General features: G+C 40.0%; 15 protein-coding genes and 1 tRNA gene. 9 read left to right on the top strand and 7 right to left on the bottom strand.

Annotated features, from left to right (window positions below; translation table 11 throughout):
- Window positions 1-70: 70 nt before the first annotated feature.
- The 3 genes from PRK60_RS01185 to PRK60_RS01195 all read left to right on the top strand — a co-directional run bounded on the left by PRK60_RS01185 (window position 71) and on the right by PRK60_RS01195 (window position 3065).
- A complete protein-coding gene (locus tag PRK60_RS01185) occupies window positions 71-1057 on the top strand; it encodes an alpha/beta hydrolase fold domain-containing protein (protein ID WP_273646163.1) in 987 nt (328 codons plus the stop codon).
- A 31-nt stretch (window positions 1058-1088) separates the two neighbouring features.
- On the top strand, window positions 1089-1661 hold the full coding sequence (locus tag PRK60_RS01190; protein WP_178695517.1) for a DJ-1 family glyoxalase III: 573 nt from the start codon (window positions 1089-1091) through the stop codon (window positions 1659-1661).
- 93 nt (window positions 1662-1754) lie between these two features.
- On the top strand, window positions 1755-3065 hold the full coding sequence (locus tag PRK60_RS01195) for an NCS2 family permease (protein ID WP_102168181.1): 1311 nt from the start codon (window positions 1755-1757) through the stop codon (window positions 3063-3065).
- A 93-nt stretch (window positions 3066-3158) separates the two neighbouring features.
- On the opposite strand, the gene PRK60_RS01200 is transcribed toward PRK60_RS01195, so the two are convergent.
- Window positions 3159-4118, bottom strand: a complete 960-nt coding sequence (locus PRK60_RS01200) for a 2-hydroxyacid dehydrogenase family protein (RefSeq protein ID WP_102168180.1) — start codon at window positions 4116-4118, stop codon at window positions 3159-3161.
- An 82-nt stretch (window positions 4119-4200) separates the two neighbouring features.
- A complete protein-coding gene (gene mprF, locus PRK60_RS01205; protein WP_148444454.1) occupies window positions 4201-6786 on the bottom strand; it encodes a bifunctional lysylphosphatidylglycerol flippase/synthetase MprF in 2586 nt (861 codons plus the stop codon).
- 127 nt (window positions 6787-6913) lie between these two features.
- Between mprF and PRK60_RS01210 the strand changes: the two genes are divergently transcribed.
- Both PRK60_RS01210 and PRK60_RS01215 read left to right on the top strand, forming a co-directional pair.
- A tRNA-Asp gene (locus PRK60_RS01210) sits at window positions 6914-6988 on the top strand.
- A 70-nt stretch (window positions 6989-7058) separates the two neighbouring features.
- Window positions 7059-7925 carry an RluA family pseudouridine synthase gene (locus PRK60_RS01215; RefSeq protein ID WP_273646164.1) on the top strand — a complete coding sequence of 289 codons (867 nt, stop codon included), beginning with the start codon at window positions 7059-7061 and terminating at the stop codon, window positions 7923-7925.
- A gap of 92 nt (window positions 7926-8017) precedes the next feature.
- Here PRK60_RS01215 and PRK60_RS01220 read toward each other — a convergent pair whose 3' ends face one another.
- Entirely contained in the window at window positions 8018-8716 is a 699-nt protein-coding gene (locus tag PRK60_RS01220; protein ID WP_102168177.1) for a DUF4811 domain-containing protein, read from the bottom strand.
- Window positions 8713-10212, bottom strand: a complete 1500-nt coding sequence (locus PRK60_RS01225; RefSeq protein WP_273646165.1) for an MDR family MFS transporter — start codon at window positions 10210-10212, stop codon at window positions 8713-8715. Before PRK60_RS01225 ends, PRK60_RS01220 begins: the two co-directional genes overlap by 4 nt.
- A 130-nt stretch (window positions 10213-10342) precedes the next feature.
- Here PRK60_RS01225 and PRK60_RS01230 point away from each other — a divergent pair, with 130 nt between their 5' ends.
- The 4 genes from PRK60_RS01230 (at window position 10343) to PRK60_RS01245 (ending at window position 14986) form a co-directional block, all read left to right on the top strand.
- The gene (locus PRK60_RS01230; RefSeq protein WP_273646166.1) at window positions 10343-10789 is read left to right on the top strand and encodes a MerR family transcriptional regulator; all 447 of its coding nucleotides are present in this window, start codon (window positions 10343-10345) and stop codon (window positions 10787-10789) included.
- A gap of 79 nt (window positions 10790-10868) precedes the next feature.
- Entirely contained in the window at window positions 10869-11219 is a 351-nt protein-coding gene (locus PRK60_RS01235) for a DUF3368 domain-containing protein (protein ID WP_178695520.1), read from the top strand.
- 571 nt (window positions 11220-11790) lie between these two features.
- Window positions 11791-13653 carry a ribonuclease J1 gene (gene rnjA / locus PRK60_RS01240; RefSeq protein WP_102168174.1) on the top strand — a complete coding sequence of 621 codons (1863 nt, stop codon included), beginning with the start codon at window positions 11791-11793 and terminating at the stop codon, window positions 13651-13653.
- Window positions 13654-13798: 145 nt separating this feature from the next.
- A complete protein-coding gene (locus PRK60_RS01245; protein WP_273646167.1) occupies window positions 13799-14986 on the top strand; it encodes a CPBP family intramembrane glutamic endopeptidase in 1188 nt (395 codons plus the stop codon).
- Between the two features lie 78 nt (window positions 14987-15064).
- Here PRK60_RS01245 and PRK60_RS01250 read toward each other — a convergent pair whose 3' ends face one another.
- The 3 genes from PRK60_RS01250 to PRK60_RS01260 are packed head-to-tail and all read right to left on the bottom strand — an operon-like array spanning window position 15065 to window position 17198.
- Complete coding sequence (locus PRK60_RS01250) at window positions 15065-15718, bottom strand: amino acid ABC transporter permease (protein ID WP_102168172.1); 654 nt, start codon at window positions 15716-15718, stop codon at window positions 15065-15067.
- A gap of 13 nt (window positions 15719-15731) precedes the next feature.
- Window positions 15732-16370 (bottom strand): amino acid ABC transporter permease, encoded by a 639-nt coding sequence (locus tag PRK60_RS01255; RefSeq protein ID WP_102168171.1) that lies wholly within the window; start codon window positions 16368-16370, stop codon window positions 15732-15734.
- Window positions 16371-17198, bottom strand: a complete 828-nt coding sequence (locus tag PRK60_RS01260; RefSeq protein WP_273646168.1) for a transporter substrate-binding domain-containing protein — start codon at window positions 17196-17198, stop codon at window positions 16371-16373.
- Window positions 17199-17212: the final 14 nt, after the last annotated feature.

Genomic DNA, 17212 nt, shown 5'->3' on the forward strand with positions numbered 1-17212 from the left:
CGATGAGAGTAACTATTTATAGTGAGGTCGGGGAAACTCGATTAGTTTATTAAGAGGAGCCCAACAGCTCATGAGAAAATTACCAAAATTTCAACATCAGGTTGCTTCTGAGCTTGCTAGCAATTTTGGCCAAAGTATTCGTGAATTAATATGCTGTGGTCAACACCGTTCACAACGAGCAACCTTTGTTGAATTACAAATCCAGGTGAGCGGCTTTAAGCAACGGATGACTGATGAGCAAAAATTTCACCAAATGCTTACGGAAGCACAACAAGAAAGCGAAGAAGATTTTGTGATGCCAGCAGTTCCGTTTAGTGTCAGCTTACGTAAATTACCCAATACTTTAGCGAGAACCTATGTCTTAAATGAACAGCCAGGCCCACAAAAGGCAATTATCTATTTACCAGGTGGGGCATATATTGAGTCGCCTGTAAAGGAGCAGTGGTTATTTGCTGACCGGTTAGCTCAAGAAACAGGAGCGCGTGTTTATGTTGTCTTGTATTCCCATCTTCCACGGCACCAGTTTCAAACGGCATATCGAGAGATTACTCAGCTATATCGACAAGTTTATGATCAGGTTCCGGTTAGCAATATTACACTCCTGGGTGACTCCGCTGGTGGTGGTTTAGCTGCTGGATTTTGCGAATACTGTGCAGCAACCGACCTGCCACAACCAGGACACTTAGTTTTAATCTCGCCCTGGTTGGATCTCGACTTGAATAACCCGACAATTACCAAGTATGAGGCTCATGACGTGACTCTATCAGTTAAGGGGTTACAGCGAGTGGCTAAACTGTGGGCTGCAAGTGAAAAGCATGATGATTACAGGCTAAGTCCAATTAATGGCGATGTTAGTCAGTTGCGGGATGTTTTGGTTTGTGTGGGTACCCGAGAGATTATGTATCCAGATAGCGCCTTATTTGTTCAGAAGCTCCGTGATGCTGGAGTGACCGTTAAATTTGTTGTTGGACGTGATTTACCTCATATTTTTCCGATATACCGGATGCCAGAGGCCGATCAGGTGATGACAGAAATAACAAAACTAGTTAATAGTTAAAACAAAGAATTAGAGAAGGAGATCTTAGGTTATGCCAGAAGTTGCAGTTGTATTTGCGCCAGGATGCGAAGAAATTGAAGGGTTAACAGTAATTGATGTATTGCGTCGCCTTGGTATTGATGCCAAAATGGTTGGCCTTGAAGATAAGGAAGTTCTTGGTGCTCATAACATTAAATTGACTTGTGATGAGCTGATGGGTGATCAGCTGTTGGAGTATGATCTTGTTGCCTTTCCGGGTGGCATGGGTGGTTCGCAACGGCTTCGTGATAACGAACAATTAAAGCAATTAATGGTTCAGCGTAATCAGGAGGGTAAGTGGGATGCCGCAATGTGTGCTGCACCAATCGCGCTTGCTCATTATGGCTTGTTAGATAATCACGATTACACTTGCTATCCTGGAATAAATGAAGAAATTCAAAAAGAAGTACCAACGGCCCGGTTCCACAAAGAAATTACGGTAGTTGATGAGAAAGCAAAGATCCTTACTAGTCGTGGCCCAGCAACCGCTCTTGCATACGCCTTTAAGATTGCAGAAGTCTTAGGAGTTGACACAAAGCAAATTAAGAAGGACATGCTATACGATTATCTTGCCCAAAATATCTAAATTTTATCTAAAATTCCTCTTTACAGATGAATGCGAATATTATAAGATACCATTTGTTGTTTTATTCGTAATTACTGTTTGGAGGATTTTTTCTTGAACGCAATTAGCAATTATTTTAAGCTTAATGAATTAAATACGAACATTCACACGGAAGTTTTAGCTGGCTTCACAACTTTTATTTCAATGTCATACATTTTGTTCGTTAACCCTAATGTTTTAGGAGCAGCGGGGATGAACCAAGGGGCAGTATTCACAGCAACTGCACTTTCAGCAGCATTCGGGACATTAATGATGGGACTTTATGCGAAGTACCCGATTGCTACTGCTCCAGCTCTAGGAATTAACGCTTTCTTCTCGTATTCCGTTGTTATTGGGATGGGAGTTAACTGGCAGACTGCCTTAGCTGCTGTTTTTGTTGCTTCACTGATTTTTATCCTCATTACAATTTTTAAGTTACGTGAAGTAATTATTGACGCAATTCCAAGTGATTTGAAATTCGCGATTTCTAGTGGGATTGGTTTATTCATTGCTTTTTTAGGACTTCATCAAGGTGGTTTGATTGTCGCTAACAAGTCGACTGTTGTTGGCCTTGGCTCGTTTACTACACCAACTACCTGGTTAACGATTATCGGCCTAATTGTTACCTCGATTTTAATGGTTAAAAGGGTTCCGGGGGCAATCTTTATTGGAATGGCGGTGACTGCAATTGCGGGATTGATTACCGGACTAATTCCAATGCCACATCACGTTATTTCGGGTGCTCCAAGCTTAAAGCCAACATTTGGCGTTGGTGTTGAATATTTCTCCCATATTAATACCATTCAGCTCTGGGTTGTTGTTTTGACTTTCTTGCTAGTAACTTTTTTCGATACTGCTGGAACGTTAGTTGGTCTTGCTCAACAGGCAGGGTTTATGAAGGATAATAAAATGCCGCGGGTTGGGAAAGCTTTAATGTCCGACTCTAGTGCAATGTTAGTTGGTTCCATCTTGGGAACTTCACCAGTTGGCGCCTATGTTGAATCGTCAGCGGGGATCGCAGTTGGTGGTCGTTCCGGTTTGACTTCAGTGGTAACGGCGATTTGTTTTATTTTAGGAATGTTTTTCTCACCATTATTACCGGTAGTTACTAATCAAGTAACCGCGCCAGCGCTAATTATCGTCGGGGTATTAATGGCTCAGTCAATGAAACGGGTTCATTGGGAAAAACTCGAAATTGCGATTCCAGCATTCCTGATTGTTATCGGGATGCCGTTAACCTACAGCATTTCAGATGGGATGGCTCTTGGATTAATTATGTATCCACTTACCATGATTGCTGCTAAGCGAGGTAAGGAAGTCCATCCAATTATGTATGCCCTTTTCTTTATCTTTATTGTATTTATTGCAATTTTGAACGTGAAGTAATAATTATTTAATTAAAAAGCGGGAACTGCTTGCAGATCAGAAATAATAGCAAGTGGTTCTCGCTTTGTTTAGTTAGAATTTGATTGATCCTACTTAGTTAATAATATATTTGGCAGCTTCGCCAGTTAAAACATTAACGGCATTAGTGGCAACAATTTCAGCCATTGCATCCCGGGCTTCAAATGATGCGTTACCAATGTGTGGTGTCAAGATAACATTATCGAGATTCTTGAAACCGTCAGCAACGTTTGGCTCAGCTTCATAAACATCAAGCGCAGCACCAGCAAGTTTATGATCCTGAAGAGCCTTGAGTAGGGCTGCCTCGTTAATTACGGGACCGCGGGCACAATTAATCAAGAATGCTGAATCCTTCATCATTGCGAATTGAGGAGCATCAATTAAATGGTGCGTTTCTGGTGTTAGCGGACAGTGAAGAGTAACCACGTCAGAACGTTTTAATAACTCATCAAGCGTAACGTATTCAGCAGAATATTGAGCTTCCGTTGCTGGATCAGCTTGGTGACGTTGGGTGTAGATGATCTTCATGTTAAATGCATGGAGACGTTGTGCAACTCCACGCCCGATACTTCCTAACCCAACAATTCCTAAAGTCTTGCCAGCTAATTCGTGACCAAGGAAGAAGAGTGGTGCCCAGCCGTCAAAACCAACAGAGCGCATTACGCGATCTCCTTCAACAATTCTTCGCATGAGGGCAATAACTAATCCACTAGCAACTTCGGCAGTAGCAGTTGAGGAAACAAATGGCGTATTAGTAACGTCGATTCCCTTAGTCCGGGCGTATTTGACATCAATATTATTAAACCCGGCGCCAAAGTTAGCGATTAACTTAAGTTTTGGAGCGGCGTCAATCACTTCTTGATCAACTTGGGTGGATAGCGGAGTAATTAATACTTTGCAGTCTTTAACATGCTTAATCAATTCATCTTTTGAAATTAACCCTTTTCCGTCAAAAACCTCATAGTGGATTGCAGCCTTATTTAATATTTCAGTAGCCACTTTTGGCAATTTTGCTGATAGGTAAACGGTAGCCATAATATTCGCCTTCCTAATAAAAAATAATGATCGTGTAAACGATTACACGATCATTATAGTTCAAACTTAAATTAGCGGCAAATTAACGGGCAATCCAGGAAAAGAAGGGACGTTTTTCTTGCTTATCAGCACGTTGGTTAATAACGCTAACAAGAGATAGCATTGAGTTAATAATTGAACTCCATTTCCGGAATGCGGTATACCGAGATTCCCAAACATCAGCATACTTGTTCTTATACCGCCGAAGCCCCTGAAAACCGTATAGGTGGTAACCATATTCGTAGATAAAGTGAGCAACCTTTTCACCAAGAAAGCTAAATTGAGATTCACCCACATTTGATAGCGGGGCCATCCCTAGGTCAAAGTATTCGTAACCATGTTCTTGACCATACAAGAACATACTAATGAAAATTTTATCCATAATACCCGAAGGAGCATTGTGGGTATGCCGCATTAAATCAATAGTGAGGTACTTCTTTCCCCCAGTTGGCATGAAGGTGGCAAAAGCAACGATTTTGCCATCTTGATCTGTAACAGTTGCGACCGGTGCTTGCTGAATATAGTTTGGTGAGAAGAAGCCCAAGGAAAAACCTTTTTCTATTTGCTTTCCAAGCCAATCATCAGAAACAGCCTTTAATTTTTGCATGAATTCGTCGTCAAATGGGGGCTTTACAACGTTAAACTGGTAGCCTTCACGATCGAATTTGTGCATTAATGCCCGTTGTGAGCGTTGTCTCTTTCCTGCTAAGGTAAAGTCAGCCAAGCGAACTAGGCCGGTTTCACCAGTTTTTATGAAGTCAAAACCAAATTCATGAAGCAACATCGTAAATTCACCGGAGACTTCATAAAAGACTAACTGGTAATTATAGAGGTCGGCTTCCGTTAAAAATTGACGAAGAGCAGGCCGAATTTCAGCGGAATTACCGACAGGATCGCCCATAATGATCAATCGGTCATAATTTCGGCGATACATAAAATATAATTGATCCTGATCATCTTTTTGGTAAAAATACAGGTTCTTATCTTTTAAGAAGGCGAGGTGACTAGTCCGGCTGCCACCGAATTGGTCAATCACCTTATGAATCCGCTCTGCAGCAAACTTTTGCTGTTTAGCAAACGGGTCAGTGCCAGAACAGAAGTAACGTAAAATTAAAACTAGAAGGATTAGACCAAGCAACAGACCGATTAAGCCAGAGAACCAAACTTTTTCACCTGGGAAAAGGAAGAAGTTTGGAATCTTATGCGACCGGGTATATTGAGGAGCATTAAGAACTCCCACAATAACGTAAAGAATACAGCTTCCGGCAAAAATTAAAAGGTCGGTTGCAAATTTGCTAATTGAGTACTGAAGTTTTGCACGGTAGAGCTCTCGCTTTGAAAGGAGGATAAGGATTAAAACAATGGCAAGATAAATTGTTAGGCTCATTGTTCTTAAATTCCACCAAGTGCTGATAATTCCGATTAATAGTAAAGCAAGTGTCGGCCAGTAAGCTTTTTGAACTTTTGACGCTAATCCACGGGCACAAGCTAGCATAGCAATGGCGAAGAGCACTGTGGATAATTGATGGATAAAAAAGAAAGTAAACGGATAAAGTCGGGCAAAAAGCTTATTATCAGCTGTGATGTCAGGAACCGCAGCGGCAAGTAACATCAAGATTCCAGAAATGTACATGAATGCTGTGATTAGAAAGTGAGCAGTATTTTGAATAATAACTAATGGCAGACCATCAAAGAAGTCATTAACCTGCCGAGCTAAATCGTGAAGGAAGAGAATTCCGGCAATAATTAGTGGCACGATATAGTAGAATATTCGGAAGAGCAGGAGCCAAATAATAATTGTTGGCTTAGAAACTCCCATTAATGATAATTCAAACATCATCATGACATCGAAGGAACCAAGGGCACCGGGAATCATGGAAATAACCCCAAGCAACTGAGCAACTACATATAAGGGTAAAACTGATGCTAGATTATGACGAACACCTAAACACCAACCGACTAGCAAGAAGAAAAGGGCGACAAAGAGCCATTCACAGGTTGAACTGCCGACGAGGAGTCCCTCAATTTTTGGTGTAACGTCTTTAAACAACCGGTTATTATTAATCAGGGTAAAGTAAAAAACAACAGGGAAGTAAAGACCACCGGCAACAAGCCAGAGTGCGTACTGGTTAAAATGGCCTCCCTGATGAAAGATAAACATAAAGGCTAAGGCAACCCAGCAAAGTACCGAAAGACCTGACAAAAGGAAAACAGCGATTTTAGAAATTGCTAATAAGATATCTTTTTTATTAGCGTGTTTACGGTAAAAATATGCCCGCATTGTTGCGCCAAGGACGCCACCAAAACCAGCAATATTTGTGAGCGTGTTGGTAATCCAGCCACAACGAATAATGTATGATCGTTTAAATTTACCGGGAAGAAATTTAACAATTGCAAAATCGTATCCCAGCATTGGGATAACTGCGATACATCCAAAGACAAGCAGAATTAGGATGCTTGACCATGTTAAATTGCTTAATCCTGTGCCAACCCTGTGCCAATCAACGGTTTTGAAAAAGCTTGTTAGGGCGTGGACGACAAAGATAATGACCGAGATTACAAAGATAACCTTTATCGGTCGCGCGTATTTAACCCACCATGATGACAATCGTTTATATAGGGATTCCATAGTATCCTCCTCAATAGAATGCTAATAATATTATAAGGTATTTATGGCTGATGAAGAAGTAAAAGGAAATTTAAAAAGTTGTTGACACTTGAGAGGAAGTTTCGTATACTTTTATTTATTGTCAAATGGTCCGTTGGTCTAGTTGGTTTAGGACGCATCCCTGTCACGGATGAGATCACGAGTTCGAGTCTCGTACGGACCGTCATAATAAATAAAGAAAGGCTGGGGAACTCCCCAGTCTTTCTTTATTTAAGAATAATTTGGAGGTAAAAATGGAAAATACTTGGCAATATCAAGGTACCGAACCGATTAAAATTAAAAAGTTTCTTCAGTCATTGGGAATGGGGCACCGCCTTTTCAATGATTTAAAGAATGGTCAGGGAGAATTCTTGGTTGATCACCGAAAAGTTCGACCAACGGCAAAGATATTGCCTAACCAGCCATTAACTATAATTGCTCAACCGGAGATGCGTGATTTATCGGTAAAATTAAGTGATGCCCCTCTTAATATTGTTTATGAAGACGATAATTGGCTGGTAATTGATAAGCCTGCAGGGGTAACGTCAATTCCTGGCCCTACAGTTGACAATGGAACTGTCCTTAATCGTGCAGTCCGCTATTTGGTTGAAAAAAAGTCAGTCGACCAACGGCCACATTTGATTACTCGACTTGATCGGTATACAGGCGGCTTACTTTTAATTGCTAAGCACCATGTTGCATCTAGTATGATTAGTCAACAGGTTCAGCAACACCAAATGTTAAAGGAATATACGGCATTTGTATCAGGAACCTTTGATGAGGAACACGGTATGATTAATCAGCCGATTGCTCGTCGTGAGGGTCAGGTTCAACGAGTCATTGCTGAAGATGGTCAACGTGCGGTAACTGAATATTGGGTAGAAGAGAAGGGCGCGGGGTGGACCAAACTGCGAGTTCGGTTGCATACTGGACGTACTCACCAGATACGAGCCCACCTCGCTTCAATTAACCACCCATTGATCGGTGATCACCTTTATGGTGGCGATACTTCTAAGTATCAGCATCAGGCACTCTGGGCAACTAAACTATCATTTAAAGATCCTTTTACCCTAAAACAATTAACATTTTCCCGGGAAATAAATGAAATTCCTGATAAGTAAAATGAGATTATCACGCTAGGTGGATAACCTAAAAGAAACCGCGAAAAAAGCGTTTTGCTTTTTCGCGGTCTCTTTGCATCATAATATTAAACTTAATTTTTTCTAATCAATTGAGCGAGAAATTCTTGTTCAGCCTGTTGTGATAGTTGTTGGATTTGGTGAGCACTCATATTTGGTTGCTTTACCATTGCAGCCTGGACTTTTGCACTTACAAAGCTTTTTGCTTGGGCCTGAATTTGTGAATTATTAGCATCAGTCATCTTTTTTTGCAGCCGTTGAGCCTGAGCTGCGGTAAGCTTAACGAATGTGTGTGGGTATTCAATTACATTTGTTCGCCGGACTAATGTTCCGTCTATTCCGGACCATAAGAAGAGGTATTTGTAGAAACTATTCTTAAATCGCCACCGCGTTTCGGTTGTTTTTAATTCAGGTGTAGAACGGTTAGTGAACTGCATCTTGCTTGTCGTATATTCATTTGCTTGAGTGTGAGTGGCTTTCTTTTGTTTCTGGTTAGTCTTATAAATTAAGACGTTTTCTTGACCACTAGTTCCAACCGGTTGGTAAACGGCAATTGGAAGAGGGGCGGCTGCAGAGTATACAGCTTGTCGAGTAACCGTTGTTTCTTGCTTCATTCCGAAATGCTGACTGTAATTTAACGTCATTAAAGCAGTTGAGCCGACAAAAAGAATACCAAAAATAAGGGTGCCAACAATTCTTACTGAACGTTGATTGATAAACATTACACTGGCGAACAGGACGAGTGCTGACCCAAACATTAAGATAATAATCATTTAGAATCCCCCTTTCTTTGAGTATCATTTGTGTCAATTTTTATATGGATTCCTGTGCCGCTTGTTACAAAGATAGTAAGGCAGAGACCAATCAAAGCAAAGGCGATTGCAAACCAAAATGCTGAATGATACCCCATTAAAGTTGCATCAAACATTTGTGACTTATATTGTAGTGGCGCGGTTTTAAGTAATGAATGAGCAGGTTTATTGTTGTTAGTAACATTGGTTAAAACTGAGATCATAATGGCCGTTCCCACGGAAGTAGCTACTTGCCGTAAGGTGTTATTTACAGCTGTTCCGTGTGAGATTAAGTGGTATGGTAAAGAGTTCATTCCAGCTGTAGTGACTGGCATCATTACCATTGAAATACCAAACATCCGAACAGCATATAGGAAGACAATGTAGATAATTGGTGTATCACGAGTAATAAAGGCGAATGGAATTGTACCAACGGAAAGAATAAACATTCCGGTGATCGCTAACCGTCTAGCGCCATGGCGATCGAACAAATTTCCTGTAATTGGACTCATAACTCCCATAAAAAGAGCACCGAAGAGTAGGGTTAACCCTGAATGGAAGGCAGACATTCCGTGAATAATTTGAAGGTATAGCGGGATAACTAATTCAACACCAACCATGGCCATCATTACAATGGAACTCAAGATGGTTGCTAGGGTGAATTCATTACTCTTGAAAACCTTGAACTCTAAAAATGGTTCATCTAATTTGTTTTGTCGAAGAATGAGGAAGATAACTAAAATAATTCCGATGATAATGGTTGTTAAGACAACCGGATCAGTCCAGCCATCATTACCAACACTGGAGAAACCGTAAAGCATACTACCGAATCCAGCAGTAGAGATGATAACTGATAACCAGTCAAGGTGTGGCTTTTGATTTGGAATAACGTTTTTAACCAGAAAAAGACTGGCAATGATTACTACGGCTGCAATTGGAACGATCATTCCAAATAGCCACCGCCAGCTAAAGCTATCGATGACCCATCCGGAAAGAGTTGGTCCAATTGCTGGAGCCAAGCCAATAACTAATCCGTTAATTCCCATTGCAGCCCCGCGCTTTTCAGGTGGGTAGATTGTTAGCATAATATTTTGCATTAATGGCATATTGATTCCAACGCCAATCGCTTGAATTAATCTTCCGCTTAAAAGCACAGCGAAGGAAGGGGCAAGCCAGGACATGATTGTTCCCAATTCAAAGATTGACATTGCAATGACAAATAGCCCTTTAGTATTAAAACGACTACTTAAATATGCACTAATTGGGATCATGATCCCGTTAACCATCAAGAAACCAGTGGTTAACCATTGAACCGTTGATGTACTGATATTAAAAGCATCCATTAAAGCCGGAAAAGCGGTTGAAAGAATAGTCTGGTTTAAAATAGTACAAAAAGCACCGATTAATAGGACGAGAACCATTAGATTCCTGTTGTATGGCTTGTTGTTAATATCTACTGGAATAGATTGTTGATTCAAGCTAAATACCTCTTTTCGTTTTAGACAATGCCTAATAATATAAAACTATTTAATTCTATTGTCAAATAATTTGACAATGATAATAAATTTTAAGATAATGACTTATGAATTAAATACTTGGAGGAATTTGATGGATATTTTACTATCAGAACGATTTCGCAAAATGATTAAGCAGAGTAACCTAAGGATTACAATGTCTCAATTAGGAGAAATGACAGGAGTATCGCCAAGTCAAATTCGTTATTGGGAAAAAAAGGGTTACATTAACTCTGAGCAGGGTGAAAAGAACCAAAATCATCTCTATTCAATTGGTATTCTTTATCGGGTTTGTACGATTAAGTTTTTTCTTGATCAGGGGTATACGCTTGCTGTCGCGGTGAAAAAAGAAAAGGAACGACGGGAAGCCATTAACCTATTTAGAGAGTTTATTTTTAGTCAAAGATTGAGTGTTAAACAAACTGGCTCAGATAAGGTTGAGATTACGTTAGGAAAAATTGCTGAAGACTCAAATATTGAAGTTTACGCCACAATAGAAAATGGCAAAACAGGACTTCACTTGCGAAAAATGAATAATTAACGAATATTAGTGGTTTGTGTTATGGTAGAAATAAATAGCTATGTATTCTATGGTAAATTAAGAAAGGAAAGCGATCAGATTGGCAGAAGTAGGATTGCGCTATGATGAACTAGATAACCAAGCGGCTAAGGAAGCAGCTTTGAAAGCATTTATTGCGTTTTACATTCATCAATACCGATTAAAGAGCCTTGAGATTATGGGGGCTAAGGCTTCAAATGAGGTTATGGGAACGATAAACCACGTTTTGAAGGAAAACTCTTACCATGGTGCAGAAGAACTTGCGGAAATTAGCGAACGACTTTGTAAACCCGCATATGAGGAAGTTCTCAGCGAGTTAACCGACGTAAAGTTTAACCAGGAAGGACAACCTATTGTTCCGTTAGAAAAGCTTTGGCAAAAGGAAGAAGAACAATTGCCAAAGGAGGATTAGGAAAAAAGAGTGTGAGCCAGCAAAGAGCTTGCGGAAAGTTAGCAATTTCTCCTGGCGAACACATTTCGAGAACCTACAGTTAGGGCGAAGCGCAGTAGCTGAGTGGCTTTTGTCATCAACAAGTTGATTGCCAACAACCTACTCATCTTTGCGTGGGTTCACAGACGAAATTGACAAATCAATTTCTGGTTCACTCCAACATTTCGGCTCGGTTGCCGAGAACGCTAACTCTAGTAAGTCCATGGCAAGCGTGTTTTAGCTATGATGCAGAACGGCAGCTTCTCAATTAATTGAAATTTACTGAAAATGATAATTAAAGTGATCTCCTTATCAATTTAGGGAGGTCACTTTATTATTTCGCGAAATTTTTTGATTCTTGGATAATAGCAGAAAAAAATAATTTATGTTAAAATATTATTAGTTTTAAGTACGGATATAAAATATAAAACTGAATCACCAATTGTTAAAACCGTTCCCTTACCTGAGAAGCGGGTCTTTTGGTTTACAATTTTCCGTTATTGTTTAGATCTAAATAGAATTTAAGAAAACAGAAAGGTATAAGAAAGGTATTATGTCAAAATTAGATATTAAGAATAATGAAGTTGCCTTTTATGCGATGGGTGGCTTAGGCGAAATTGGTAAGAACATGTACTGTGTTCAGTTCCAAGATGAAATAATTATTATTGACTGTGGTGTGCTTTTCCCTGAAGATGAACTCCTTGGGGTTGATTACGTAATTCAAAATTATGATTACCTAATTGAAAATAAAGATAAAATTAAGGGGATTTTTATTACTCACGGTCATGAAGATCACATTGGCGGCTTGCCATTTTTCTTGCAAAAAGTGAATGCTCCAATATATGCGGGACCATTTGCAATGTCCTTAATTAAGGGAAAACTTGAAGAAAAGCACCTTTTACGTGATGCAGAGCTTCATGAAATCAACGAATTTGATGAAGTCCATTTTAAGAAATTGTGGGTTAGTTTTTTCCGGACTACTCACTCAATTCCTGACACTTTAGGAGTGGCTGTTCATACGCCCCAAGGAACAATCGTTCAAACCGGTGACTTTAAGTTTGATCTAACTCCGGTTGGTCACTTACCAGGGCCAAATCTCCAACAGATGGCAAAACTTGGTGATGATGGTGTTCTCCTTTTGACATCTGACAGTACTAATGCTGAGCGACCACAGTTTACTAAGTCAGAACGATGGGTCGATATTCACATTCGGCGGATCTTTGAACGGATTAAAGGACGCATTATCTTTGCATCATTTGCTTCAAATGTTTACCGACTACGTGAAGCTTCAGATGCAGCGATTGCTCAAGGTCGGAAGATCGCTGTCTTTGGGCGAAGCATGGAAAATGCGATTACTGCTGGTCAGGAGCTAGGCTACCTTAATATTCCAAAGGATTCATTAATTGATCAGAACGAAATTAATAATTATCCACCGGAAAAGGTTTTAATTATGTGTACTGGTTCCCAAGGTGAGCCAATGGCAGCCCTGAGTCGGATCGCTAACGGCACTCACCGGCAAATTACTATTCAACCTGGTGATACCGTTGTCTTCTCAAGTAACCCAATTCCTGGTAATACTACTAGTGTTAATGCTTTAATTAATAAGCTAGAAGAAGATGGTGCGAATGTTATTCATGGTTACGTTAATAATATCCACACCTCTGGACATGGTGGCCAAATTGATGAAGAGTTCATGTTGCGGTTAATGAAGCCAAAGTTTTTTGCACCAGTTCACGGTGAATACCGGATGCAGAAGATTCATACTAAGTTAGCAGAAATGACAGGTGTACCGCAAGAAAACAGTTTTATCTTGGCTAATGGTGATGTCTTAGCATTAACTAAGGATTCTGCACGGATTGCGGATCACATTGAGAGCGCTGCTGACGTGTACATTGATGGACGGGATGCTGGTGATACTGTTGGTAATCCTGAAATTCACGAACGTCGTCTTCTTTCTGAAGAAGGGGTCGTGACTGCTGTTGCGGTTGTTGATTTGAAAGATTATCAAATTGTTGCTGGACCTGATATTGTCTCTCGGGGATTTGTTTACATGCATGAATCTCAAGAACTAATTAAGGCGGCAAACCACGAAGTCTTTTGGGCCATTTTAAATACCTTTAAGAATCATAAGCACGTGGATCGGCGAGCGCTTAATCGGACAATTATTAGTCGTTTACAGAAGCTTCTCTACGCACGAACAGGTCGGCGCCCAGTGATCATTCCAATGGTTACGATCTTAAATGGTGATCGTCATTACGAAAATCATCACTATCGCCAACCAAACAACAAAAAGAAAGCTAATCACGAAAAGAACAACAGTAATAACCGGAAAAGCCACCATCAACAACGAAAAAATAATGGTCATAAGAAACAAACCGTAAAAAAAGAACCAGTTGTTGCTGGCAAAAATGAATAGGTAAGAGATGAGAACAAGGCAAAACAAAGCCATTTATGACTTCATTTTGTCTTGTTTCTTTTAATTTTAAATAAATGCTTAAACTAGTTTGCTTAATTTGGTATGATCGAACAGTATAAGCAATTATTTATTTGGAGGAATCTCGATGACTGGAAGAGACTATTTAAAAATCTGGTATCGAGTTCAAATCGGTGCGACTTTAATTATTTTAATGATGATGATGATTCGTAACTTTGAACTTGGCCGTAATATTTGGCTACAATTGTTATGGATGGTAATTATTCTCGGAATAGGACTTTCTGAGGAGTTATGGGAGAATGTTCCCCCAATTATCAGTAGGATTAATTGTTGGCTTCAGGGATTAGCTCAGCCGATAATTCTAACCTTTGCGTGGGGAGTTATTACCCGGGAAATTATTACGGTACTCCACATGCCACCTCGGGGAGTAGTATCAATTATGATTTTATATTATTTCGTGATGTATGCGCCCTTTGCTAGTGTTATTGGTGGACAAATGAAATTAAGTATTGAGCGATTTATCTTTGTACTTTGGATGTTTCAGATTGTCATTGTCCCCTTTACATCTTTACCGTTTGATTTAATTGATAACCAGAAATTATCAACCTTACTTGTAACCGGGGCAGTTGGTGCAGTTGCTTACTTTATTTTTGCTACAACCGTGATGCGTGCTTGGCACTTGTCATGGCCTGGGCTAAAGCCAAATTGGAGTGGCGACTTTAATTGGTGGATTCTCTTATTGATGATCGCAATTTTTGTTGTTCCACTTGGTAGTAACATGATGGCGATCAATCAGTTGCCTAAAGGTGGATTCTTTAAATTAACATGCCAAGCATTTGAAGCGGGATTAGCAGAAGAAAGCCTATTTCGCTTTGCAATGCTCGGGGTTCTCTTTTATGCCTGGCGAAATGTTAAGCAACGACTACCGCTAGCGATCCTTACAAGTTCAGTCTTATTTGGCTTTGCGCACCTGATTAACTTGGGCGGACAAAGAGTTGATTTAACGTTCTATCAAGTCGGTGTAGCTTTTCTTTTGGGACTATTTTTAGCAGTTGTTTATGTTTATACGGGACAACTATGGTTAACGATGCTAATGCACTTTAGTCTCGATTGGTTTAGCTTCCTGGCAACGGGAACCACTAAACTTACCGGTGATTTGGTCCCTGGTGACTGGTGGGCACTGTTAATACTCTTCGTGATTTTTGGTGGTTTCAGTATTTGGATGATGTTTGGTACTCGTCGGAAAGTAATGGAGCGTCATGTTAAACGCTTAACTGGTGAACACCAGCATTTTGGCTACTCAATTCAATATTAAAGATAAATAAAAATGATCCAGCTCTTAACTAAGGACTGGATCATTTTGTTTATTTATAGTTATACTGTTACTCTTTTCCTATGCTAAGTGCTTATCAAGGTAACGGGCAAGAAGGGATAGAGAATAACAAACAATAAAGTACAGAACAGCCAAAGCAACGAACATTGGAATAATGTAATTGGTGTTTTGACCATAAATAATTTGAGCGTGATACATTAATTCTGGCAAGACAATAATTGTTGCTAGTGAGGTATCTTTAACCAGTGAAATGAATTGACTAACGAGTGCTGGAAGCATATTTTTAATCGCTTGTGGAAGGACGACTAGTCGGAGAGCCTGCCACTTAGTAAGCCCATTGGCAAGTGCTCCTTCGGTTTGACCATAGTCGATCGAATTAATTCCCGAACGAACAATTTCAGCAACCATTGATGATTCGAAAACGGTTAGTGCCATAATAGCGGCTGGAATGATCTCGGGCTTAACCCCAATGTTTGGTAAACCAAAGTATGTAAAGAAGATAATCAGCAATAATGGAAGGTTCCGAATTAGGTCAATAATGAAACCAACAATTGCTGAAAGATACTTAATCTTGGCATATCGGATAATTCCTAGTAAAGTTCCGATGATGAAACTACAGATAATTGAGGCAACGGAGATTTCAATAGTAATTCCTAATCCTTGAAGTAAGAAACGAATATTAATCCATGAATAGGCATCAATAAAGTTTTGCATATTATCCACCTCCCTATGCTAGCTTCTTTTCCAGGTGACGCATATAGTAGCTGAGAGGTAAGGTAATGATTAGGTAAAGGACACCGACAATGAAATACGTTGGCATTGTTTGTAAGGTGTCATTTGCGATCAGATTTCCTTCATACATTAAGTCAAAACCAGCTACAAAGGCAAGAACAGAAGAGTTCTTAACCAAGTTAATAAATTGGTTGCCCAGTGGCGGAATAACAACCCTAAATGCCTGGGGAAGGATGATATAACGCATTGCTTGGGCGTGCGTTAGTCCGTTGGCAAGAGCCCCTTCTAGTTGACCACCCTCAACTGAATTGATTCCCGCCCGAACAGTTTCAGCAATGAAGGCGGAAGTATAGAGAGTTAAGCCGATTGTTCCGGCAGCAAAACCGCTTATTTTAGTGATGTACATGGGAACAATAAGAAAAAAGCCCATTGCAATTACCAATAAAGGAATGTTCCGAAAAACTTCAACATAGATACTCCCAATTAAGCGAACAATACGATATTTAGAAATCTCTAACAGAGCAAAGAATGTGCCAATTATTAAACTACCAACAAGTGCGATTAAACTACAGAGAATGGTGTTCCACAAACCGTTGAGTAGGGGATGCCACTGTGTTGTAATAATATCTAACATTTAACGCTTCATCTCCTGATAATTAAACCCTTTAACGTTACCAAACCATTTTAGAAGAAGGCGGTTATAAGTTCCGTTTTTTTCAAGTCGTTCCAAGGCCCAATTTAACTTGTTCCTGAATGGTGCTTGATTCTTGTTTACTGCGATTCCATATGGTTCCTTAGTAAAATTACCACCGACAACTTCATAACCAGGATTTTCACTTGCCATTCCGTAAAGGATCCCGTTATCCGTAGTTAACGCATCCCCTTGCTTAGATTTTAGAGCAGTCATTGCTTGGGCATAGTCTGAAAGCTGAAGAACCCGTGCTTTGGGTGCATACTTTGCCACGTTTTTTACTGAATTAGAACCGGAAACACCTAAGATAACCTTGCCAGGCTTATTCAGATCTTGGATATTTTTGATCGGGCTACCTTTTTTTACTAAAAGAGATTGGCCAGCATCAAAATATGACTTAGTGAAATCAACCTGCTTTTCTCGTTCTGGTGTAATCGTCATCGTTGCCATAATGGCGTCAATGTTACCGTTCTTTAGTAGTGGGACTCGGGTGCTGCTAGTAACGGGAACAAAAACAGCCTTTCCGTTAGGCCCAAGGATTTCCTTGGTCATTGCCTTAGCAAGATCAATTTCAAATCCCTCAAGTTTTCCCGTTCGAATATTTTCTAAACCGAAAAGACGAGTATCAGCTTTAACCCCCCAAGTAATTTGCTTGTTCTTTTGATCAACCTTGAGAACATCCTGTTTTGCCACGGAACTACAACCAGAAAGAACAGTGATACTAATAAGGGCGACTACAGCAATCGTTAATAAGTGCCAAATCTTTTTCATTATTTTGGCCGCCC

Origin of the sequence: Limosilactobacillus portuensis (assembly GCF_028607025.1) — a bacterium.
GTDB lineage: Bacteria > Bacillota > Bacilli > Lactobacillales > Lactobacillaceae > Limosilactobacillus > Limosilactobacillus portuensis.

What these genes read in the sequence shown, in the direction of transcription:
- PRK60_RS01185 (WP_273646163.1), top strand. Translation starts at nt 71, where the DNA reads ATGAGAAAATTACCAAAATTTCAACATCAGGTTGCTTCTGAGCTTGCT.
- PRK60_RS01190 (WP_178695517.1), top strand. Translation starts at nt 1,089, where the DNA reads ATGCCAGAAGTTGCAGTTGTATTTGCGCCAGGATGCGAAGAAATTGAA.
- PRK60_RS01200 (WP_102168180.1), bottom strand. Translation starts at nt 4,118, where the DNA reads ATGGCTACCGTTTACCTATCAGCAAAATTGCCAAAAGTGGCTACTGAA.
- mprF (WP_148444454.1), bottom strand. Translation starts at nt 6,786, where the DNA reads ATGGAATCCCTATATAAACGATTGTCATCATGGTGGGTTAAATACGCG.
- PRK60_RS01215 (WP_273646164.1), top strand. Translation starts at nt 7,059, where the DNA reads ATGGAAAATACTTGGCAATATCAAGGTACCGAACCGATTAAAATTAAA.
- PRK60_RS01220 (WP_102168177.1), bottom strand. Translation starts at nt 8,716, where the DNA reads ATGATTATTATCTTAATGTTTGGGTCAGCACTCGTCCTGTTCGCCAGT.
- PRK60_RS01230 (WP_273646166.1), top strand. Translation starts at nt 10,343, where the DNA reads ATGGATATTTTACTATCAGAACGATTTCGCAAAATGATTAAGCAGAGT.
- rnjA (WP_102168174.1), top strand. Translation starts at nt 11,791, where the DNA reads ATGTCAAAATTAGATATTAAGAATAATGAAGTTGCCTTTTATGCGATG.
- PRK60_RS01245 (WP_273646167.1), top strand. Translation starts at nt 13,799, where the DNA reads ATGACTGGAAGAGACTATTTAAAAATCTGGTATCGAGTTCAAATCGGT.
- PRK60_RS01250 (WP_102168172.1), bottom strand. Translation starts at nt 15,718, where the DNA reads ATGCAAAACTTTATTGATGCCTATTCATGGATTAATATTCGTTTCTTA.
- PRK60_RS01255 (WP_102168171.1), bottom strand. Translation starts at nt 16,370, where the DNA reads ATGTTAGATATTATTACAACACAGTGGCATCCCCTACTCAACGGTTTG.
- PRK60_RS01260 (WP_273646168.1), bottom strand. Translation starts at nt 17,198, where the DNA reads ATGAAAAAGATTTGGCACTTATTAACGATTGCTGTAGTCGCCCTTATT.